Source organism: Paenibacillus sp. B-A-8, assembly GCF_048572915.1.
Lineage (GTDB): Bacteria > Bacillota > Bacilli > Paenibacillales > Paenibacillaceae > Paenibacillus_AQ.
The window spans coordinates 5,121,692-5,144,508 of record NZ_CP183882.1 but is presented as its reverse complement, the minus strand read 5'-3'; the positions used below and the strand labels follow the sequence as shown (position 1 = coordinate 5,144,508).

The window sequence follows — 22,817 nt, the reverse complement described above, 5'->3', positions numbered from 1 at the left end:
TAAAACAAAATGTACAGTGCGCACTGTCAAAAACAGCATAGCATTTCTGCAAATGCAATCCTATCAAGCGTTGGTTGAATGGTCTCATGCGCTTTATTCAACTGCCGGTAGAATTGTCCAGATTGAAAGACTTTTGTCACTTTCATGTATAGGTTTTTTCTACAAATCATTTCGATTATCCTGCCAGTTCGTTCCGCTCATCTCAAATCTTGAAACTATAGCTGGTATAGCTTGTGTCTGCATTCCCTCCTTAAGGGTGATGCAGTCTTTTTTTGAGTCCGAACCCTAATTCCGGAAAAATGGCCGTTCTACAGCTATTTTGTTCTCCTTGAATAGGGTTATTTGTACGTTGAAATACCAAAGTGTACCTTTCCTTTAGGGTTAAATGTCAATTATGATCAACTCGTAGAAAGCGCTATCATAAACTACTGGCGGTTGCTTAGGGGGGATTTTTCTGGAGAAAGAAATAGTATTACACCACAAGTCGTTACCGCGGCGTAAAGGCTCTGTATTTTTACAAAATGCTCGTAGAAGCATGAAAAAGCACTGGCAGCTACATTTGCTCGTGATTCCACCTTTGCTATTTTTCCTCATCTTTAAGTACTATCCAATGCTGAACGCGGTTCTAGCCTTCAAGGACTACAATGTCATTAAAGGAATTTGGGGAAGTCCATGGGTTGGATTTCATAATTTCCGTTTATTTTTTGATAATCCACAGTTTTGGACGCTGCTTAAGAACACCATCATGCTTAGTGGTTACCTGCTGCTGGCGGGATTCCCGATTCCGATTATCCTTGCCCTCATGATTAATGAATTGCGCGGGGGAAGGTTCAAAAAGTTCGTTCAACTGGTCTCTTTTGCACCTTATTTCATCTCGACGGTGGTCATGGTGTCCATTATCATGCTATTTATGGCACCTCGTCTTGGATTTGCGAACATCGCTCTCAATTTCTTCGGCCTAGAGTCGATCAATTTCCTTGGAGAACCGGGAATGTTTCGTTCGATTTATGTCTGGTCCGATATTTGGCAGACCGCGGGCTACAGTGCCGTTATTTATTTAGCAGCGCTCGCCGGTATAGATCCAACGCTTTATGAGGCGGCCAAAGTTGACGGAGCTTCACGTTTTCAAAAAATTCGTTATATAGATCTGCCAGGTATTGTGCCTACCATCGTCATCATCCTGATTTTGAATGTCGGGAATGTCATGGCTATTGGCTTTGAAAAGGTCTATCTACTGCAGAACCCGCTCAATCTGGCGAACTCCGAGATCATTGCCACTTATGTCTACCGGGTCGGTTTGCTGAATGCCAATTATAGCTTTGCCACTGCGGTTGGTCTATTCAACTCGGTAATCAACCTTATTTTGTTGCTTACGGTGAATGGCTTGGCTAAACGCATCACAAACAACAGCATCTGGTAGGAAAGGAGCAACCACATGGCAGCAGTTCAACAAAAAATTAAAGAATCAACCGGTGATAAGCTATTTCTGACCACTATTTATATCCTACTCAGCCTCGTGGTCATCGCGGTAATTTATCCGTTAATTTTTATCATCAGCAGCTCGATTAGCAGCCCGGCTGCTGTAACCTCCGGCCGAGTCTGGCTCTGGCCTGTAGATATTTCCTTCAAAGGCTTCAAGGTTCTGTTAAACACTCCGGAGATCCTTACAGGCTACGGAAATTCTATTTTTTATACAGCCGCAGGAACTTTCATCAGTGTTGTGCTGACGATCATGATCGCGTACCCTTTATCTCGCAGAGGTTTTTTCGGACGCAATACTCTGATGATGATCATCACCTTTACAATGATTTTCAGCGGAGGGTTGATCCCGACCTACATGGTTGTGAAGGAACTACATTTGATTGATACCCGCTGGGCTTTGCTGATTCCGAATGCGATTTGGGTATGGCAGGTCATTATTGCCCGCTCATTCTTTCAATCCTCCATTCCGGAGGAACTGCTGGAAGCCAGCGAAATCGACGGGTGCAGTGATATGCGGTTTGTCTGGAGCGTTGTCATTCCGTTATCGAAGCCCATTATCGCGGTGTTAGTTCTCATGTATGCGGTGGGCCAGTGGAATGCATATTTTGACGCTTTGATTTACTTGAAATCAGCGGATTTGTTCCCACTTCAGCTTGTTTTACGCAGCATTATCATCCAGAACAACAGTGCAGGCACTATGGATGCGATGAAAATGGTGGAACGGCAGCAGCTTGCTGAGCTCCTCAAATATGCACTCATAGTTATAGCCACTCTGCCTGTACTCGTTATTTATCCGTTTGTTCAGCGTTATTTTGTCCAAGGGATGCTGGTCGGTTCAGTCAAAGGTTAATTCACAGCTTTCAGGATCTGGAGAGGGGGAGAGGCACGCAGTAAAATGCCAAAAAGATATCGTACCTGCCTAAATTATAAAAGGGAGTGATCGGAATTGAAGAAAAGTATGATGACTTTGTCTTTGGTGCTGGTATTAATTCTTACGGTGGTGTTAAGCGGATGTGCTAATAAAAATACAGATAACACATCCTCCGTACCTGCAGAGACGGGTAACTCGGAATCAGCAAGCAAACCGGTGGAAATCAGCGTGTTCTCGGTTCAGGAATCCGGGATCGACGTTCCAACCAATAAATTTACGAAATTTGTGGAAGACAAATTTAATATTAAATTCAAATGGGAGATCAACCCCTCAGACGGAGCGAAGGAAAAGCGCCAAATCTCACTGGCGAGTGGCGATTACCCGGATGCTTATCTGCTCACTCACTACATCGATCAGTTCTCACAGGCAGATCTTTTGAAGTATGGCAAACAAGGCGTGCTGATTCCATTGAACGATCTAATTGATAAATATGCTCCTAATATTAAAGCGGCTATGGAAAAAAACGATAATTTGAGAACACTTAACACTGCGCCTGATGGTAATATCTATGGACTTGTTGCTTACACAGAGTGCTTTCACTGCTCCTATCCGAGCAAAATGTGGCTCAACACCGAGTGGCTGAAGAAGCTGAATCTGGAAATGCCGAAGACAACCGAAGAATTCAAAAAAGTGCTAGAAGCTTTCAAAACTCAAGACCCGAACGGTAATGGAAAAGCGGATGAGGTGCCGCTGAGCGGCTCGATTGAGGAGTTTGGCGTACGGATTGTACCCTTCCTGATGAATGCCTTTGTATACGATGATGACCGCAATTATCTGAACATGGCAGATGGAAAAGTTCAATCGGCGGCTGTCACATTGGAGTGGAAGGAAGGCTTGACCTATATCAAATCTCTGTTTGATGCAGGTTTGATTGATCCAGGAGCATTCACACAGAACGCGGAGGCCTTCAAGAAAATCGGAGAAAATGCCGATGCGGAAATTCTGGGCGCTGGTGCGGGCATGCACCCTGCGATTTTCGTTAATATTGATCCAGGCAATAGAAGCTCAGCACACTACAACCCAGTACCACCAATTAGCGGACCGGAAGGTATCTCCTATGCGACTCATGATGCAGGCGGCGTATCCCCAGGAGCAAAATTTGTAATCACCAACAAAGCGAGCGAGGAAGCACAGATCGCTTTAATTAAAATGGTAGACTACATGTTTACTTCTGAAGGACAGACCAATGGTGGAAGCGGCATGAAGGGCATTGACTGGACGGATCCAGTAGAAGGCGATGTAGCGCTAGACAAAGACGTTAAACCAGTCATCAAGACCATTCCTATGGCTGAAGGCGAAGCGCCGCGCAATGCGGGCTGGAGCGGTATGGGTCACTTCTATATGCCAAAGGAGTACCGTGACACCTTCGTTCAAGGTACGGATATTTACGATTCATCAAGCTATGAACGCAGATTGTATGATGCAACTCTGTTGTATGCGGGACATGAGCCTAAAGAATTATTCCCGATCTGGTCGATTTGGATTGATCCAAGCGAAATTGATGAAGCGAGCTTACTGCAAACCAACATCAAAAATTACATTGAGCAAAATCAGCTTCAATTCATTACTGGTAACAAGGATCTGAGCAAGGATTGGGATGCTTATATAAAAGGTCTGAAAGACCTGAAGCTGGATCGATATCTCGAAATCTTGCAAAAGGCTTATGAAACTTCTAAAAAATAAAATATTGAAATCAGAATCAGGTGCTGTAAGATATACCCCAGCACCTGATTTCTTGATTTTAAGGAAAAATATACATTTTTATTTACGGAGGAACAGCCATGACAGAAGAGAAACATTGCAATCATCAATTTGTAGTTCCAAGACGAGGACTACCGAATACAAGCATAAGACTTGCGGAAAAGAAGCCTGTGACGGTCGCCTTTTTGGGCGGGTCCATTACAGAGGGGGCAGGTGCTTCCGAGGCAGACACCTTTAGCTGGAGAGCGTTGACTGGTAAGTATCTGCAGGAGCGATTTGTGAATCATGAATTCCGATTCATCAATGCGGGAGTTGGTGGAACGAACTCCACGCTGGGCGCCCATCGATTACAGGCTCATGTCCTGCAATACGGTAAGATTGATCTGCTGTTTGTTGAATTTAGCGTCAATGACAACAGTGACCGGGAAGAATCGATTAGAGGCATGGAAGGAATTGTGCGCCAGTGCAGACGGTTGTCGCCCGCCGCTGACATTTGCTTCTTGTATACGGCAGCAGAAAAGAATCTGTCAGGGAGCAACCCCTTTAACATTGCTGTCCACGAAGAAGTAGCTGAGCATTACGATCTTCCATCTGTTAATTTCGCAGCAAGAGTTTATGCGCAGACTCAGGCGGGACAAATGGAGTGGACCGAGCTCGCACCGGATGGATATCATCCCAATGATGACGGTCATGCGTTGTATGCTTCTTTTTTACAGGAGTATTTAGATACAGCGCTTGTTCCTGACAACAAATATTCGATTAGCGGAAGTGCTTTAAGTATTCCTCCTCTGGAGGAGCGGAATTATGAATACGGCAACTTACTGGATTTCAGAGGCGCTGATCATGCAGATGGATTTGAGCTATGTGAGCTTACCCCTGAAGATCCGCTGATGAACTGGCGATTTGGAACGGAGCATTTATATACGAATAGCAAAGAGGCATCATTTTCTTACACAGTAACCGGACAGAGCGTGGGTCTGCTGCTGCTCTACGGTCCGGATAGTGGGATATTCGAATATTCGGTGAATGGCGGTCCTTTTCATGCGGTTAACTTATTCGACGAATGGTGTCCGCTCGCGTATCGGCCTATTATTGCTATGTTCGGAATCCAGGAACAACGTCAGGAGTTGCAAGTTACTGTGCGAATTACAGGGGAAAAGGATGAACAGAGTAAAGGCACCAGTCTGCGTATTCTGAAGCTGATGTACAATTGATTATTTTTGCGAAGGAGATTATACTCCCTCTTATTAAGCGTTTACAATATTATGAAAGTTGGTGTTGATCATTTCTTTTACAGAACACAGCGTCGATTCTTCTCCTATCGTAATCCGCCTGACTGATTATGGTGTTCTGCCGGATTCCGGCTTGGATGCTCAACCGGCCATGATCAGAGCCATTCAAGCTGTCGCTGATTTAACTGGAAAGGTCCTGCTGGATTGTCCGAAGGGCTGCTATCATTTCTATCCAGATGAGGCGATCCGGAAGCCCTACTACATCTCCAACACTACCAGTGAAGAAGAGAATCCTGATGTCACCAAGACTATAGGAATTCTGCTAAAGGGGCTGCAAAATTTAACGATTGAGGGAAATGGCTCTCTATTTATCTTCCATGGCAAGCAGACCATGTTCTTACTGGATGGATGCAAAAATGTAGAGATTCGTAATTTACATACCGATTATGCCCGGCCGACTGTGACAGAGATGACGATTACTGAAAGCGGTACGCATTATTTCGATGTCCAGGTTCACTCCGATTCACGGTATGAGATCAGGGATGGCAAGCTGGTCTGGGTCGGTGAGGGCTGGAGTTTCTCGGAAGGACCTATGCAGACCTATGATCCACTTAGCAATACGACTTGGCGGATGGACAACTGGTCGGAGCTGGCTGATTCTGTAGAAGAGCTGGAGCCGATGAAGCTCCGCTTGCATTTTGATCATGGGCCTGAGGTTGTCCCCGGGCATGTCCTGCAAAGCCGTGATGGAATTCGCGATCAGGTAGGTGTATTCATTGTGGAAAGCTCTAACATCACCTTCAGCAATGTGGGGCTGCATTTTTTACATGGACTTGGTGTAGTAGGACAGTTCAGTGACAATCTCACCTTTCAACGCATGGATATTTCGCCGCGTCTAGAAACAGGCCGAACAGTTACTGGCTTTGCGGATTTCATCCACATGTCCAGCTGCCGAGGTAAAATAACCGTTGCGGACAGCCGTTTTGCCGGTTCACATGATGATGTTGTCAATGTCCATGGTACCTATCTACGGATCGTGGAGCAGACATCGACAAATAAGGTAAAGGTTCGTTTCATGCATCCGCAGACCTACGGTTTCCTGGCCTTTCATCCGGGAGACGAAATTGAATTTGTTCGTCCTGGCTCTCTGACTACCTATGCGGCTAATGAAGTGATAGAGGTTACGCGTCTCAATCCACGCGAGCTAATACTGACTTTAGCACAGCCGATTTCTGAAGGGATTGGCAGCCATGATGTGATCGAGAATGTAACCTGGACACCGGAGGTTGAAGTCGTAAATAATCACCTCGCGCGGGTACCGACCCGCGGTATCCTTGTGACAACCCGGCGTAAAGTAGAGATTAAGGGGAATGTTTTTGAACGGATGCAAATGAGTGCAATTCTGATTGCTCTGGATGCGGAATCTTGGTATGAGTCTGGCAAGGTGGAGGATGTGACCATCGCTGAGAATCATTTTATTGAATGCGGGGGCATTGGGCATCCGGTTATATTAATTTTGCCAGAGAACACAGAGATTGATCAGAGTGCCCCTGTTCATCAGGGCATTGTCATTAAGAACAACAGGTTTGAGACTGGTGAAACGTTAGCCCTTAGTGCCAAGAGTACCCGAGGACTGGTCTTCAGTGCTAACGAAAGGGTTACTCTTGGGGATAACACGGACTGTCTTTCCAGTCTTGAGGATGCGATACGTTTAACTGCCTGCAGCGAGGTCGACATTCTCGATTATTTGTGAATTGAGTTAGCTTAGGTTGTGTTAGATCGCGATATGGATCGGTAGATCGATGTATAGAAAACGCTTTATCTGATCTTTATAATGAGGGCATACTTGGGGAAAACATCATTTAATTCATGACAGATAATGAGGGAGAGAACCGATGAAACTTCAATATGACAAGCCAGCAAATGTATGGACCGAAGGTCTTCCGATTGGGAATGGCCGTCTGGGTGGTATGATATTCGGCGGTGTGGAGAAGGAGAAAGTCAGTTTAAACGAGGATACATTATGGTCCGGATTCCCAAAGGATGGGAACAATTCCGGTGCTAAGGAGGCTCTGCCAAAAGTACGAAAGCTGATTCAGGAGGGCCGCTATACTGAAGCGGACACTCTGACTAGAGAGATGTTGGGTCCGTACACCCAATCGTATCTGCCTTTTGGAGAATTACTCCTTCGTTTTGAGCATGGCGATGTTTATCAATCCTATCGGCGGACATTAGATATTGAACATGCGATTCACCGCATTGAATACAAGATTGGTAATGTTACTTATACCCGTGAGATGTTCGCTTCACATCCTGATCAGCTTCTCGTACTGCGATTGACTGCAAGTGCAACGGGAGCGCTGAATGTACATGCTACGTTAGATAGTTCCCTCCGGCATAGCCTTCACGCGCAGGGGGATAACTTTGTACTCTCAGGAACTGCACCGGAGCATGTTGACCCAAGCTATTTTTGGAGTGACAATCCCATCCAATACGGAGAATCTGGAAAGAGCAAGGGCATGGCCTTTGAAGGACAGCTCTCTGTAGTAGCAGAGGATGGGGAAGTTACCGTTGACGGTAGTGGAATTCATCTGTTGGGAGGAACGGCTGCAACCTTCTATTTTAGCGCGGCTACAGGCTTTAATGGCTTTGATAAAATCCCGGGAGCTGAGGGGAAAGATGCTTCTGCTATTGCTGCTTCTTACTTGGCAGATGTGAATGGAAAGTCTTACGACAGTCTGCTTCAAGCGCATATCGACGATTACCGATCACTTTTCGACCGAGTGAAGCTCCAGCTGGGTAAGACGTTAGCCCCGGAGGCGATGTCCACAGAGCAGCGGATTACGACTTACTCGGCACAAGATCCCGGCCTTGTCGAGCTACTCTTCCATTTTGGGCGCTATTTGATGATCGCAAGCTCGCGCCCCGGAACGCAAGCTACTAATCTGCAGGGAATCTGGAATGCGGTTACCCGTCCGCCGTGGAGCAGTAACTATACACTTAACATCAACACAGAGATGAACTATTGGCCAGCTGAAATTTGTAATCTGGCAGAATGTCATGAGCCGCTGCTGGATATGATCGGCAACTTGGCGAAGATGGGTGCGGAGACTGCTCAAGTCAACTATGGTGCCCGAGGTTGGGTAGCTCATCATAATACGGATATTTGGGCACAAACAGCACCGGTGGGAGATTATGGTGACGGAGATCCAAGCTGGGCTTACTGGACGATGAGTGGTGTTTGGCTGACACAGCATCTCTGGGAGCATTATGCTTTTGGCGGAGATGAGGAATATTTGCGGACTTCAGCGTATCCTGTAATGAAGGAGGCAGCCCTGTTCGCACTGGACTGGCTTATTGATGATGGCAACGGCAGGCTTATTACCTCCCCATCTACTTCACCGGAGCATAAATTCCGGACAGCGGAGGGCTTAGCTGCTGTCAGCGCAGGTGCCACGATGGATATTTCGCTAATCTGGGAACTGTTTACGAATTGTATCGAAGCTTCGGTAACACTTGGAACAGATGAAGATTTACGTGCAGAATTGGTGAGTGCTCGTGAGCGTTTATTGCCACTACAGGTTGGTAAGTACGGACAATTGCAGGAATGGTCCTTAGATTTTGAGGATGAGGATATGTATCATAGACATACCTCGCATTTAGCCGGCATCTATCCGGGCCGGCAGCTGACAGAAGCAGAGACCCCTGAGCTGTTCGCTGCAGCCAGAACCTCACTTGAACGGCGCGGGGATGAGAGCACAGGCTGGAGTCTGGGCTGGAGAGTTGCGCTTTGGAGCCGCTTCCGGGATGGCAACCGCTCACTACGCCTTCTCTCAAACATGCTGCGGCTGGTGAAGGACGGGGAGTCTGAACAGTATAGTCACGGCGGCGTTTATGCCAATCTGCTTGGTGCACATCCACCATTCCAAATTGATGGTAACTTCGCCGCTTCTGCCGGAATTGCTGAGATGCTACTACAATCTCACCTCGGGTATCTGGATCTGCTGCCTGCACTGCCAGATGAATGGCAGGAGGGAAGCGTGGCGGGGCTGCGTGCCCGCGGTGGCTTTGAAGTTAGTATCCAGTGGGATAAAGGGCATCTAGTGGAAGCCCAGATTATCTCCCTACTAGGTAATGAATGTGTGATCCGCACAGATGCTTCGATCATAGTGAGTAATGGCGGTAATGAAATCAAGTGTGACCGTTCCGCAGATGGAATGGTAAGCTTTCCTACGACCGCCGGTCAGACCTACAAGCTTATGATTGGTGAGCAATAATAGTCATTTTTATTTACGAATATGGACAGCAGCAGGGACCTGAATCTCAGGCTCTGCTGCTGTTTTTTTGTACGAATATATATAATGCTGATCAACAATTAGGGAAAAACTCCCTGAAATTCGGAGATTTCTGCTCGCAAGACTAACAATCAGGGAATTTCTCCCTGAAATTCATCCGATCTGGTGGTGAAATTGGAATTCGCTCTGTTTTTTAGGGAGGAATTCCCTCATTACATTGAAATATAGTGTTTTCTGGCTTTTTTTAGGGAGGTTTTCCCTAATCTATCTCTTCTAGCGGTCCTAAGGTGAAAACGGAGTGTGGATACGAAATTGTTGAGCATCGAAGTATTTTATATACACCCTCTTCATCTTGTCATCGACATGAATACAAGGGAGATTTAGGTTTGTTTTTGAGTTGTGTTAGATCACGGTATGGATCGGTAGATCGTTGTATAGAAAACGCTTTATCTGATCTTTATAATGAGGGCATACTTGGGGGACACAGGTACAGAGCCTGCCGCCTTCAAGGTCCAAAACGCAGTAACAAGGAGGCAAATCATGCTAACTGATAGTGCTACAACGGTAAAAGTGAATACGGACACAGCATCTCTTATCCGTGTAACCAATGATGAGGTGAATCTGGAGATTGATCTCGGGACGGGTGAAGCATCCGTTGCCCGTGGAAACACTTCTCATGTAAAAGGGATTCGCAGCGCATTCCGCTGGCAGGGTCGAGAATACAACACTGAACATTATCAGAATCACACACTGAAGTCTCAGGAAGTAGTAGTTCGCGAGGGTTTTGGTAAAGGTGTTCATGTGGTCATTTTGCACGAAACGTCCCTGCTGCCACAGCTGGAGCAGCATTTCTATATTTATGAATCTTCTTCGTTTGTGTTGATGCAAATTGTAATCGCAAGTGACGAGGAGATTAAGGCGAACCGGATGGCAGTCATTCAGACCAAATCGGTGTCAATTGGCGGGGAGTCAGGTCAACCAGAAGAACCGAGCATTCTGCGTGTGCCGTATGACAACGACAAATGGGTCAGATATACAGTAGTGAAACCGCCGATGGATACGGAAAGCTATGAAGTTACAGCATTGTTCGCGCCGGAAAGCCGGCAGGGAATTATTATGGGTTCCATTACACATAAGGTGTGGAAAACAGGGATTCGTATCAAAAGCGAGCAGAGCGGAAGGATCGAGGAGCTGGATCTTTACGGCGGCGCTGTAAGTGAAATGACCCGCGATTTCCAGCCACATGGTTATGTGAAAGGAACAAGAGTAGAGTCGCCGCTCGTTTTCGTAGGGTTCTATGATGATTACAGAAAAGGTCTTGAAGCGTACGGTCAGGCTAATACCTGGATAGAGGCTCCTCTGTCATGGGATGGCGGCGTTCCTATCGGCTGGAATAGCTGGTCTGCGGCAATGGCTGAGCTTGATTACGATCTGTATACGTCCACCAGTAATTTTCTGAAGAATGAAGTGCAGCCGCTAGGATTCCAGAATGAGGACACGCTGTACATCAACTTTGATGCTTTCTGGGACAATTTCACACCAGAAGAAATGAAGAATGCACTGGACCTGGTTAGGGAGAATGGGCATAGACCGGGAACTTACTGGACGCCTTTTGCCTTCTGGGGAAGTCCGGCTCTGTTCGGAGATACCGTGGAAGGTACAAACGGAAAATATACTTATGGTGATATCCTGCTGCGGGACAGTGAAGGAGAAATTCTGCCGGATGTTGATGGAGGACTGGCCATTGACCCGACACATCCAGGAAACCTGCAAAGAATAGATTGGTACACGAATAAATTCATCTCGGAAGGCTTCGAGTATGTCAAGCTAGACTTCTTGGCGCATGGTGCGCTTGAAGGGCAGCATTACAATCCGGAGATTACGACGGGAATTGCAGCGTATCACTACGGAATGACTTACTTGCAGAACAAGCTCTCACCAGAGGTGATCGGTCGACCGTTCTTTATCAATCTGTCCATCGCGCCATTGTTCCCTTATGCGTTTGCGCATAGCCGCCGGGTATCCTGTGATGTATTCGGCACGCTACACGATACTGAATATTTGCTCAACTCGGTGACACATGGCTGGTGGATGAGTCATACCTTGTACCATTACAATGACCCGGATCATTCCGTGCTCTACAAGAGCCACAACCAAGATGCCACTGGCTGGCATGAAGGACGGAGCCGACTGACTGCTTCGGTCATCGCTGGAACGGTACTGCTGTTAGGGGATGATTTCCGAAAAGAGGAAGCAGCCGCCCGGGCCAAAGCATGGTTGGGCAATAAAGAGATTATGGATGTCGCCCGCCTAGGGAAGACTTTCCACCCTGTTGAAGGGGATCTTGGCAAGCAAGCTTCCGATGCTTTCGTACTTGAAGATACAGAAGACAATACATTCTATCTTGCTGTCTTCAACTATGATGCTGTGAATTCAGCTCATAAATCTATCTCCTTGGAGCGTGCAGGGCTGAAGGGTCAAACGGCTTACCAACTGATTGATCTATGGGAAGGTACACCAGGAGAAGCAGTGGGAGAGCTTGTAGTTACGCTCGAACCGGCAGAGTCCAAAATCTTCAAATTAACGGCAAAAGCCAACTGATTATACACATTGAAAAAAGAATACGCGCAACCGCTTCTCGCGGATAGCGCGTATTCTTTTTTTGTTGAAGTCTTACATTCGTATTCGGCTTTGCGGATTAAGGCGGTACTGTGTTGGGTTAATGCCGTAGCAGGCACTGAAATGTCTGGTGAAGGGATGGATGGAAGGATAGCCCAACTTCTCGGCAATTGCAGTCACACTAAGCTCACTCTCCAGAAGCAGCCCTGCCGCCCGTCTCATGACCAGATGATGATGATAGACGCGTGGCGTCATTCCAGTCTCCCGTAGAAACAACTCGTGGAAATATGTCCGCTTGAGCCCGCAGAACTGTGACCAATCTTCGATAGATTTGCCACGCTCGGGGTGGGTGTTCAAATATTCCAGCAGGCGGACAATACGATAATCACTTGGCTGATACTGATGGAGGGCATTATACCAGCTCAAGATCCAGCCGTACAGATAGCTATTGGCCATCTCATTACGATAGAACAGCGCGTTATTGTAAGACTTGGCAATCATCACAAGACTATCGTATAACAGGGGATATTTAGCTAGAGGAAATACGCAAGGTAACTCATTCAGTTCTGCACAGGGCGCTTCGGTGGCTTTTTTTTCAAATTGTAAGACTTCAGGGGCATGGATAAATGAAAGATTATTGGATACTGGAGAGCGGTTGTCCCATAAATCAAAATAGATGTTGTAGGACGACAGTGGATGAGAAGGCATGATATGAAAAGCATGGGGCTGACCGGGACGGAGAAAGACAAGCGTCCTCCGTTCAATCGGATAACGTATTCCGTCGATCTCCATCTCACCGGGGCCATCCGTAAACAAGTGGAACGCGTATGCATTACCGACTCTCAGATGCTCATTGCTGCTGCCGTCGTACACATAAGGCATGATTGCGCCGACATACGGTGTCATTTCAGATAGTTTGTTCATACGGCTCCTCTTTTCTTATATTACCGTACAAATCGTCAAATAATCGAACAGGTCAACAAAGACAGTTAGCTATACCAAATGTTACGATAAACGCAATGAATTGGCAACCTAATAGATAGGAAAAAGAAAGTGTGATTCGTCTTAGGAGAGAATTAATCAGTGATGGATTGAGATTATTTTGCGGACTAATTAACAACAGATTTAGAGCGTTATCACAATTACACAGATTCTAGTAAAGACAGGAGAAGATAAAATGAGCGACTTTAGATTATGGTATTCTACCCCTGCAACGAATTGGTCACAAGGCTTGCCTTTGGGCAACGGAAGAATAGGTGCAGTAGTGATGGCTGCTCCGTATCGTGAGGTATGGAACATGACTGAGGTTACCTACTGGTCGGGTCAAGCCGAGCCGGAGCTCGCGCCTTTCGGTGGTAAAGCTACGCTGGAAGAGATGCGAGAACACTTCTTTGCTGGTGATTATAACGAAGGTGACCGTCTAGCCAAACAACATCTGCAGCCGAAGAAACGGAATTTCGGTACGAATCTTGGATTATGCGAGGTCGTCATTGACTTTGTAGAACAGGATACGAATTCCGGGTCAGCAGCGGCAATCGAGCGAGAGCTGGATTTGACCTGTGCGGTGGCTCGGACGGTGGTTCAGAGTAAAGGAACAACGCTGCATCGTGAGATTTTCGCCTCCCATGCTGATGATCTGGTGGTTTCAAGAATTTGGAGCGATGAGCCGGGGGGCGTATCCTTTACGATCGGTCTAGAGGGTGGTTCAGAGTCGTTTACGGCTGAAGTTGTGAATGACGATACCATTGAATTCAAAGGACAAGCCACAGAAAATGTGCATAGTAACGGCACTTGCGGGGTATGGGCAAAAGGACAAATTAAGGTAAGCATTTCCGGTGGTACGATGTACAGAGGGGACGATCAATTGAGAATTGCCGGCGCCAATGAGGCGCGAATTTATTTTGCCGTCAGCACCGATTACAATCGTAGTAACTCGGAGTGGGAAATGGAGAGCAGCAGCACATTACAGCAGGCTTTGATAAAAGGATATGCGCAGTTAAAAGAAGATCATATCGAAGATTATGAGCAAGAATATGGTAAGGTGGATATCCAATTAGGTACCACTGGGAAGGTGAATCTGCCGACTGACAGGCGTATTCGATTACTGGCACAGGGCCAGGAGGAGGATTCGCAGTTCTTCGCGTTGTTCCTGCAGTACGGACGTTACCTGACTATCGCTGGAGCACGGGCAGACTCCCCGTTACCGCTGAATTTACAGGGAATATGGAATGATGGTGAGGCTTGCCGTATGGGCTGGAGCTGTGACTATCATTTGGACATCAATACACAAATGAATTACTTTCCGACGGAAGTCGTAAATCTTGGGGATAGTCATCTACCATTAATGCGCTATATTGAAGATTTGTCTCATGCTGGAAAGGCAAGCGCTCGCGATTTCTATGGCAGCAAAGGCTGGGTAGCACATGTATTCTCGAATGTCTGGGGATTCACGGCTCCGGGCTGGGAGACATCTTGGGGGCTAAACGTAACAGGTGGGCTATGGATTGCGACGCATCTGATGGAGCATTATGAATACAGTCAGGACCGTGTATTTCTGGAGCAACAGGCCTATCCAGTGCTAAAAGAAGCCGCAGCATTCTTCCTGGATTATATGACCATTCATCCCAAATACGGCTGGTTAGTGACCGGACCTTCGAACTCGCCGGAGAATCATTTCTATCCTGCGGATAGCAGCGAGGGGGCACAGCAGTTGTCTATGGGGACCACCATGGATCAGATGCTGGTGAAAGACCTTTTTGAGTTCTGCTTAAAGTCTGCGAAACTACTGAATACGGACGAGGAACTACAGGAGCAGCTGAAGGAAGCAATATCCAAGCTGCCACCGTTTCAGATCGGCAAGAGAGGGCAACTGCAAGAGTGGCTCGAGGACTACGAGGAAGCGCAGCCGGAGCATCGGCATTTGGCTCATTTATACGCAGTATATCCAAGTAATCAGATCACACCGGAAAAGACACCTGAACTTAGCGCTGCGGTGAGAGTAACACTTGAGAACCGGATGGTTCAGGAAGAACTAGAGGATGTGGAATTTACCGCCGCATTGTTCGGACTCGGCTTTGCTAGATTGTACGATGGAGAAAAGGCCTTTAATCATATTTCTCATTTGATAGGCGGACTCAGTTTCGATAATTTATTTAGCTTTTCCAAATCAGGCATTGGAGGAGCGGAGTGCAATATTTTTGTGATCGATGGGAATTTCGGGGGTACGGCTGTTATTGCCGAGATGCTGCTGCAAAGCCATGAGGGTGAAATACATCTGCTGCCTGCGCTTCCAAAAGCATGGGGTACAGGATCGGTATCTGGACTGCGGGCCAAAGGAAATGCTGAGGTCGATGTAGCTTGGGACAATGGTCAATTGGTGGAAGCTACGATCCGTACTTACTCGCCAGGAACCGTGACACTTCGGTTGGGAGATAGAAGAACTACTGTTCAAGGAGAAATAGGAGGAAGCTACTATTTCAACAGCCAGTTGGAGTTGGTATAATGATTCGGCGTGGAATGCCACCCGCTTTAATTATGCGTTTGAATGCTGGTCTATTAGTTATTAGTGCATGATTAAAGGGCTATTCGGTCTGCTATGGGCCGGGTAGCCCTTTTGTGATAACTGCAAATTAACGATTTATGCTTGAAAATAACTTTCATTTATTTGGAACATATTCGCCTAAGAGGAAAAGAATATAATAGAAGAAGTAGACAACAAAGAGGAGGGGACATCTGTGTACAGTATTTTTCTAGTTGATGATGAAGAAATGGGCCTTGAGATGATGAGAGACTATATCCGCTGGGAAGAAATGGGTATCTATGTCGTCGGAACTGCGAGTAATGGTAGAGAGGCTTTAGAAAAGATAGAGGCCATTAGACCTGATATTATTCTAACAGATGTTCAGATGCCGATCATGAACGGTATAGAAATGGCTAAAAAAATTCATGAGAACTATGACTGGATGCAGTTAATGTTCCTGACTGGCCATGACGAATTCAACTATGTAAAATCGGCTCTAAATGTAGGTGCTGTCGGATATTTACTGAAACCGCTTGATTTAAGTGAAATTGGAAGCGTTATCGCGAAGGTGAAGCAGCGCTGTGAGGAAGTTCAAATGAAGAAACGTTCCATGGAGGCGGCCAAAACTAACCTTCTTAAGGAGCTTTCCTATGAAAAAAATGCGGAACACGTCGCTGATCTGGCGACCAGCTATTGTAAGCTTACCCGTCAGCCTGAGAAGAACCGCTTCGCAATGGCATTGTTCAGTATCGATCCCATTGAGGCAGAGGGTGAACAGCAGAGTTTGGAGGATTGTAAGAACCGGTTGGTAGCTTTTCTGGATCATTTCTTCAAGTCGAAGAATATAGAGACGGTATTTGTGCCCTATAATGATGGGGAAGTAGGTGTGTTTATGGATGCGCGCCAACAGCCAGGGTATTATGCATGGGAGGATTTGGCGGCAGCTATCCGAAGCGGACTGGATTTCACAGTGACGGCAGCAGTAGGTGCGCAGGAAACCGAATTAACGGAGATACATTGTCTATATAAGCAGACGCGTGAGATCTTAAACGAACGCTTCTATAAAGGGACGGGTTCAATTATTCATGCCTTGGCGATTTCAAACCAGTTCGATAGCGAACATGTGCCGCCATTTAATAGAAAAGAGTGGTTTGAGGCCGTCAATCAGCTAGATTTCGAGCAAGCTGCACAGAAGCTTCATCAGTATTTCGAGGGTTTAGCCCTACTAAGAATCAAGAAAAAAAATATTTGTGACTGGGCGATTGATCTTGTTGATGAACTGCTGGAGCAACTACATCAGCCTGTTCCTGAAGGGGTTAAGCGGGCGGAATTATATCATTCTATCTATAATGCACTGACTTTGAATGAGATTGAGGATTTGATCCTGGGTACTGCAGGTAATGCTATGAGTATGCTGGGTGAGCGTCTTATGGACAAAAATACGAAGCTGGTTCACAAGGTTCGCAGTATGATCGATCAGAATTTTGATCAGCCGATTACGATCAATAGCTTATCTGATCAGGTTTATTTGTCTCCCAACTATTTGCGTTCCATATTCAAGGATAAGACCGGTATCACGATTCACGATTATTTAACACGTATTCGGCTCGATAAGGCCACAGAGTTACTGGCTGACGGCTCACTCAAAATTCAAGATATCGCCCAAAGAGTCGGCTACGAAAGCACGTCTTATTTTATTTCCCTATTTCTAAAGAACCAAGGCGTTACCCCTAACGAGTATAGGAAGAGTCTGTGAGTGCGCCAGCACTTCAGTACGGTAATATGAAATAAAAGTTACTTTCCCTTACGAATAGTAAACTTGCGATATGGATATTCGCCCCTCTGCTTTTTACAATTAGGCATGTAATATAACTCAGCACATGTGAGGGGCTTCATCCATCAAGGCAATCAAAGGAGCTTTAGTTCATCGAAAATCGGTAGCGCTTTCAAGATGTTGCTTCACCCCTTTGATGACTTGATGGACAGCTACAGCCCGAATATCACCAATGTGCAAGGAGACCTACAAACGGAGGGATTAAATGTTTGGGAAAGCAATGAAAAGAGGATTCTTGTTCTTTGTCATGATCTGCTTGGTAATGGGCAGCGGTGGCCAGTTCGCCAGAAGCGTCTATGCCGATGATACGGCAACTATCTATGAAGCTGAAGCTGATGGAAATACTATGACTGGCAATGCTTCTATTTCTGAACACCCAGCGGCTTCCGGGGGGCAGAAAGTCGGAGGCATGTATCAAGGAAGTACTTTGCAGTTCAATCATGTGACTGTAAGTGAGAGTGGGAATTATAAAATTACAGTGTATTATATTTCTGGCGACTCGCGGCCATTCAATATCAGTGCTAATGGCGGCGATAAGCAGTTTGAAGAACCACCCAAGACAGTGGACTGGGATACGGTGGGAACTTATGATGTGACTCTTCCGCTGAATGCTGGAGAGAACAGCATCCTGATTGATGACAACAACTGGTATTCTCCAGACATCGACAAGATCGTAATTCGTGGACTGGACGACAGCGACCCAGGTGAAGGATCTGGAGGCGACTGGAAGGAGAAGCTGCATGGAACAGTCATCGAAGCTGAAGCGCTTGAAAATATAATTACAGGCAACGCCAAGATAGCGGACAGCAGTGTTGCTTCCGGCGGGAAAATTGTAAAGGATATGAATAAAAACAGTACTTTACAGTTCACAAATGTCACTGTGCCAGCAGCGGGAACGTATTTGATCCGTATTTCCTATATTTCCGGTGATCAGCGACCTGTCTATATGCAGGTGAATGAAGGACTGGATGAATTGATTGATCTGCCAAAGACGGCAAGCTGGGATACGGTAGGAACTTATGATGTGGAAGTCTCCTTGCAAGAAGGGTTGAATAAGATCACTTTCTCAGATCATGACTGGTACTCTCCAGATTTCGACCGGATTGAAGTCATTCCGTATACGATCAGTTATGAAGCGGAGTCTCCGGTCAATGATTTAACTGGAGAAGCACGAGTTGGCGATAGCCCGAATGCTTCCGGTGGACAGAAGGTAGGGTATCTGAATGGTGGCAGTTCCTTAACTTTCAATAAGATTATGGCTCCTATGACAGGGGATTATCGAATTACGGTAGCTTATTTCTCAGGTGACCCGCGCAGCTTATACGTCAGCGCTAATGGTGGGGCAGAGCAGTATTATGAACTGCCCAAGACACCAGACTGGGATACGGCTCTCACATATGAGCTTACACTGCCCCTGAACGAAGGCGAGAATACAATCAAATTCTCAGACGGCAATTGGTATGCGCCAGATCTGGATCGCATCATTGTAGAACCGGCAATGGGTACAGATCCTAATCCTCCCGTTGAAGAGGATGGTGATCTGGGGACACCGGGGACTTCAAATAACTACGGGGCCATCACTGTTACCGAATATACTTATGGGACGCTCGTATCGAATGGACCCTATGAAGTGTCCTTTAATACCAAGTCTGGATACGCAAGCTACAAGTGGACGGATGGTCAGAAGCTGCATGGCATCTATAGCAGTATCAAACTCGGTGATACTCTTATCGAGACTAAAAGCTATGAGAATCATGCAAATGCTGGTGCTCCGGTAGAAATTCAGGATGGCTTCGGCAAAGGCGTGGAGCTTACATTTGTTCACACTGCTGTTGGACAGCCAACCCTCAAGCAGGTTTACAAGTTTTATGACGATCAGAAGTATTTCTTAACTCGTCTGGATGCCGTTAGCGATACGGCGCTGCAGACGAATTATATGTCACCTATTACCGTAAAACGTTCTGGTGGTGTGGATATCGGTGCTAGTGCAGATAACCGAGTACTGACCGTTCCCTTTGACAATGATGCTTGGATTCGTTATAAATCACAATCTATGAACCGTGCGGATACCAGCTATGAAATGACGACTATCTTTAATAACTCGACACGAAACGGTCTTGTGCTCGGGTCGGTCACTCATGATACGTGGAAGACCGGAATTGACTGGAAGGGCTCTTCTAATCGGCTGAATGAGCTAGCGGTTTATGGCGGAGCAGCAAGCGATGTTACACGGGATACCCAGCCTCATGGCATTCTTACAGGCGCGGAATTGTCTTCGCCGATGATTATGGTAGGGGCATTCAGCGATTACCGTACAGGGCTTGAGGAATACGGAAAAGCTAATGCGATCATCACACCTCCGCTGGAGCTGAATCCTGAGTTGCCGCAAGGCGTACCGGTTGGCTTTAACAGCTGGGGAGCTTACGAAGGTACACTTTCATACCAAGACGTTGTGGATGTCTCCAATTACTATAAGGAGCACCTAAAAGATTTCAACAATAATGGTAATGTATTTATTAATATGGATTCCTATTGGGATAATTTGAATGATAAGCAGCTTGCTGACGCTGTATCAGTAATTAAGGGCAATGGACAGCATGCAGGTATCTATTGGGCTCCATTTGTCTATTGGGGCAACAATATGAGCCAGTTTGTAGAGGGAACCGACAATAAGTATACGTACGGCGACATTGTCCTCAAGGATGCCGAGGGTAAACCTCTGCCTACGCTGGATGGAGCTTTTCCTTTGGATGTGACACATCCAGGTGCTAAGCTGCGCATGAATTATTTTTTGGATAAATTTAAGGATCTGGGTTTTACCTTCATCAAATTAGATTTCTTGACGCATGGTTCGCTTGAGGGGCAACATTTTGATCCAACCGTAACGACAGGAATCCAAGCTTATAATGAAGGAATGCGTTATGTGAAAGAACGTCTGGACGGAACAATGTTCATTAGCGCATCTATTGCACCAATCTTTCCAAGCCAATATGCACACAGCAGACGTATTTCCTGCGACACCTACGGCAAGATCAATGAAACGGAGTACATGCTGAATTCGTTAACTTATGGCTTCTGGCAAAATGGCACGATCTACACCTATACGGATCCCGATCATTTGGCATTGGCCCGTGCTTCCAGCTTAACTGAAGCTCGTAGCCGCATGAACTCTGGCGTTATCGCCGGTACCGTACTTCTCGGTTCTGATGATGTTAACGATCCAAAGGCACAAGAATATATGACTGCCTTGTTTAACAACATGGAGGTTCTCGAATTAGCGTTAAAAGGAAAAGTATTCAAGCCGCTGGAAGGAAATACGAATGCGAATGCAGCGGATACTTTTGTTATGAAAGACGGCAACGATTATTATATGGCCGTATTCAACTACAGTGCCAATGCCGCGGCAGACAAAGCAGTGAATCTCGGTCGCGCTGGATTGGATGCAGCGGAATCGTACACAATGCAAGACCTTTGGACAGGAGAGGTTTCGATGATTACAGGAACACTCGCATTGTCCTTGCAGCCGACTGAATCAAAATTGGTAAAATTAACAGCTGCACCTAAGAAAGTAACAGGTGTAACGCTAGATAAGACAGAGCTAACATTGACCGCTGGTGAAACCGGAAAGTTGACGGCTACGCTATCTCCGGAAGAGGCGGCGAATAAAGCAGTACACTGGACTTCGAGCGATACGTCTGTTGCCACCGTAGTGTACGGAACGGTAACGGCTGTAAATGCTGGGAAAACCACAATTACTGTGGAAACGGTAGACGGCGGCTTCAAAGCTGCGGCAGAAGTTACAGTCAAAGCAGCCTCCCCTGGAGAACCGGGAAATCCTGAAGTACCAGGTAATCCGGGCAACAATAACGGTACCCCTGGTAGCAATGCAGGTCAAAATAATGCTACAGGAACCTTGCTTCTTACGTCAGAGATGCTGAAAGTGGATAGTGTGTCTGGTGAAGTAGTCGTAGTCGTGGAGATAAAGGGAGACATACAGCAAATACAATTATCTTCTGATGTAGTTCGTCAGTTGGCGAATCATACGCTGGTTTTGAAGTCCGGTAAGTTCTCCATAAAGGTGCCTGCGGATCTGCTACGTCAATTGCAGAATAAGCTACCGGAAGCTCAGCGGGATGATAGCACGATAACCCTGAAATTAGTACCACTGAGCAATAAGGCTAATGAGATCATTGCAGCAGCGGCGGGAACTACTCATGCACAGGTTAGACTCATGGGGGATGTCTATGAGTTCAGTCTGTCAGTGACCACGAAAACTGGCACAATAGAAACGCTCTCTACGTTTGATCAACCCATTACGCTAAGTCTGACAGTGGGAGAAGGTTTTGATTCCAAGCGTGGAGGCATTTACTATATTGCGGATAACGGTAAGCTGGAATATATCCCTGCAAATTATGCTGGCGGTGTATTGACAGCAGAAGTTAATCACTTCAGCAAATATGCTGTTCTGGAGCTCAAACGGACCTTTGTAGATGTGCCAGCCAATCACTGGGCTAGTTCTGCAATCCAAGAGCTGGCAGCGAAGCTGTATGTTCAAGGGACTAGCAAAGACAAGTTTGAACCTAACCCTGCGATTACACGTGCCGAGTTCACCTCTATGCTCGTACATTCTCTTGGATTGACCACTAAGGGAGATATTAGCTTTGCTGATGTGTCACCGTCTGCTTGGTATGCAGAGTCCATTTCTATCGCTTACAAGGCCGGTATCGTGAGCGGCAGAAGTACGTCCAAGTTTGAGCCGAGCGCACAGATCACCCGTGAAGAAATCACGGTCATGTTAATGAAAGCCTATGAACTGAAGAATGGCAAAGGAAATGTGGCTTCAACTGACGTGGCATTCACCGATATGAAGCAGGTCTCCTCTTGGGCAGCCGCTTCTGTAAAGGGTGCAGCCGGCCTAGGACTGGTTCAAGGCCAAGGTCAGGGTCTGTTTGCACCAAAAGGGATCGCTTCCAGAGCAGAAGCGACTCAAGTGATCTATAACTTGATTATGAAGTAAAACATTGCAAATATACAGTTGAACGAAGGAGTTAAGCAATCTCTAGATGCTTAGCTCCTTCGTTTTTGGTGTTCACTGAAGCTTTAGTAAGTAGCTAGCGTCCCAATGATAATGGTTATATCGAGGGGCTCGTGGCAAGCTCGTGGTAACTAGGCTAGGTGAGAGCAATTAGGGAAAATCCCCCTG

At 46.4% G+C, this 22,817-nt stretch carries 11 protein-coding genes; 10 read left to right on the top strand and 1 reads right to left on the bottom strand.

What is annotated here, in order from left to right; genetic code table 11:
* Positions 1–535: 535 nt before the first annotated feature.
* The 7 genes from ACN6MV_RS23200 to ACN6MV_RS23170 all read left to right on the top strand — a co-directional run bounded on the left by ACN6MV_RS23200 (position 536) and on the right by ACN6MV_RS23170 (position 12,242).
* Positions 536–1,420, top strand: a complete 885-nt coding sequence (locus tag ACN6MV_RS23200; RefSeq protein ID WP_143759569.1) for an ABC transporter permease — start codon at positions 536–538, stop codon at positions 1,418–1,420.
* Positions 1,421–1,435: 15 nt separating this feature from the next.
* Positions 1,436–2,332 carry a carbohydrate ABC transporter permease gene (locus ACN6MV_RS23195; RefSeq protein ID WP_375103595.1) on the top strand — a complete coding sequence of 299 codons (897 nt, stop codon included), beginning with the start codon at positions 1,436–1,438 and terminating at the stop codon, positions 2,330–2,332.
* A 108-nt stretch (positions 2,333–2,440) separates the two neighbouring features.
* Positions 2,441–4,096: an extracellular solute-binding protein gene (locus ACN6MV_RS23190; RefSeq protein WP_419886799.1), complete on the top strand. Its 1,656-nt coding sequence runs from the start codon at positions 2,441–2,443 to the stop codon at positions 4,094–4,096.
* 98 nt (positions 4,097–4,194) lie between these two features.
* On the top strand, positions 4,195–5,328 hold the full coding sequence (locus ACN6MV_RS23185; RefSeq protein ID WP_419884969.1) for an SGNH/GDSL hydrolase family protein: 1,134 nt from the start codon (positions 4,195–4,197) through the stop codon (positions 5,326–5,328).
* A 64-nt stretch (positions 5,329–5,392) separates the two neighbouring features.
* On the top strand, positions 5,393–7,099 hold the full coding sequence (locus ACN6MV_RS23180; protein WP_419884968.1) for a right-handed parallel beta-helix repeat-containing protein: 1,707 nt from the start codon (positions 5,393–5,395) through the stop codon (positions 7,097–7,099).
* A 142-nt stretch (positions 7,100–7,241) separates the two neighbouring features.
* On the top strand, positions 7,242–9,623 hold the full coding sequence (locus tag ACN6MV_RS23175) for a glycosyl hydrolase family 95 catalytic domain-containing protein (RefSeq protein ID WP_419884967.1): 2,382 nt from the start codon (positions 7,242–7,244) through the stop codon (positions 9,621–9,623).
* A 558-nt stretch (positions 9,624–10,181) separates the two neighbouring features.
* Positions 10,182–12,242: an alpha-galactosidase gene (locus ACN6MV_RS23170; protein WP_419884966.1), complete on the top strand. Its 2,061-nt coding sequence runs from the start codon at positions 10,182–10,184 to the stop codon at positions 12,240–12,242.
* Positions 12,243–12,314: 72 nt separating this feature from the next.
* On the opposite strand, the gene ACN6MV_RS23165 is transcribed toward ACN6MV_RS23170, so the two are convergent.
* Positions 12,315–13,184, bottom strand: a complete 870-nt coding sequence (locus ACN6MV_RS23165) for a helix-turn-helix domain-containing protein (protein WP_419884965.1) — start codon at positions 13,182–13,184, stop codon at positions 12,315–12,317.
* Between the two features lie 253 nt (positions 13,185–13,437).
* Here ACN6MV_RS23165 and ACN6MV_RS23160 point away from each other — a divergent pair, with 253 nt between their 5' ends.
* From ACN6MV_RS23160 to ACN6MV_RS23150, 3 genes are all read left to right on the top strand, one after another.
* A complete protein-coding gene (locus ACN6MV_RS23160; protein ID WP_419884964.1) occupies positions 13,438–15,762 on the top strand; it encodes a glycosyl hydrolase family 95 catalytic domain-containing protein in 2,325 nt (774 codons plus the stop codon).
* A gap of 232 nt (positions 15,763–15,994) precedes the next feature.
* Positions 15,995–17,536, top strand: a complete 1,542-nt coding sequence (locus tag ACN6MV_RS23155; protein WP_341114406.1) for a response regulator transcription factor — start codon at positions 15,995–15,997, stop codon at positions 17,534–17,536.
* 283 nt (positions 17,537–17,819) lie between these two features.
* Positions 17,820–22,631, top strand: a complete 4,812-nt coding sequence (locus ACN6MV_RS23150; protein ID WP_419884963.1) for an S-layer homology domain-containing protein — start codon at positions 17,820–17,822, stop codon at positions 22,629–22,631.
* Positions 22,632–22,817 lie beyond the last annotated feature (186 nt).

What these genes read in the sequence shown, in the direction of transcription:
- ACN6MV_RS23200 (WP_143759569.1), top strand. Translation starts at nt 536, where the DNA reads ATGAAAAAGCACTGGCAGCTACATTTGCTCGTGATTCCACCTTTGCTA.
- ACN6MV_RS23195 (WP_375103595.1), top strand. Translation starts at nt 1,436, where the DNA reads ATGGCAGCAGTTCAACAAAAAATTAAAGAATCAACCGGTGATAAGCTA.
- ACN6MV_RS23190 (WP_419886799.1), top strand. Translation starts at nt 2,441, where the DNA reads ATGATGACTTTGTCTTTGGTGCTGGTATTAATTCTTACGGTGGTGTTA.
- ACN6MV_RS23185 (WP_419884969.1), top strand. Translation starts at nt 4,195, where the DNA reads ATGACAGAAGAGAAACATTGCAATCATCAATTTGTAGTTCCAAGACGA.
- ACN6MV_RS23175 (WP_419884967.1), top strand. Translation starts at nt 7,242, where the DNA reads ATGAAACTTCAATATGACAAGCCAGCAAATGTATGGACCGAAGGTCTT.
- ACN6MV_RS23170 (WP_419884966.1), top strand. Translation starts at nt 10,182, where the DNA reads ATGCTAACTGATAGTGCTACAACGGTAAAAGTGAATACGGACACAGCA.
- ACN6MV_RS23165 (WP_419884965.1), bottom strand. Translation starts at nt 13,184, where the DNA reads ATGAACAAACTATCTGAAATGACACCGTATGTCGGCGCAATCATGCCT.
- ACN6MV_RS23160 (WP_419884964.1), top strand. Translation starts at nt 13,438, where the DNA reads ATGAGCGACTTTAGATTATGGTATTCTACCCCTGCAACGAATTGGTCA.
- ACN6MV_RS23150 (WP_419884963.1), top strand. Translation starts at nt 17,820, where the DNA reads ATGTTTGGGAAAGCAATGAAAAGAGGATTCTTGTTCTTTGTCATGATC.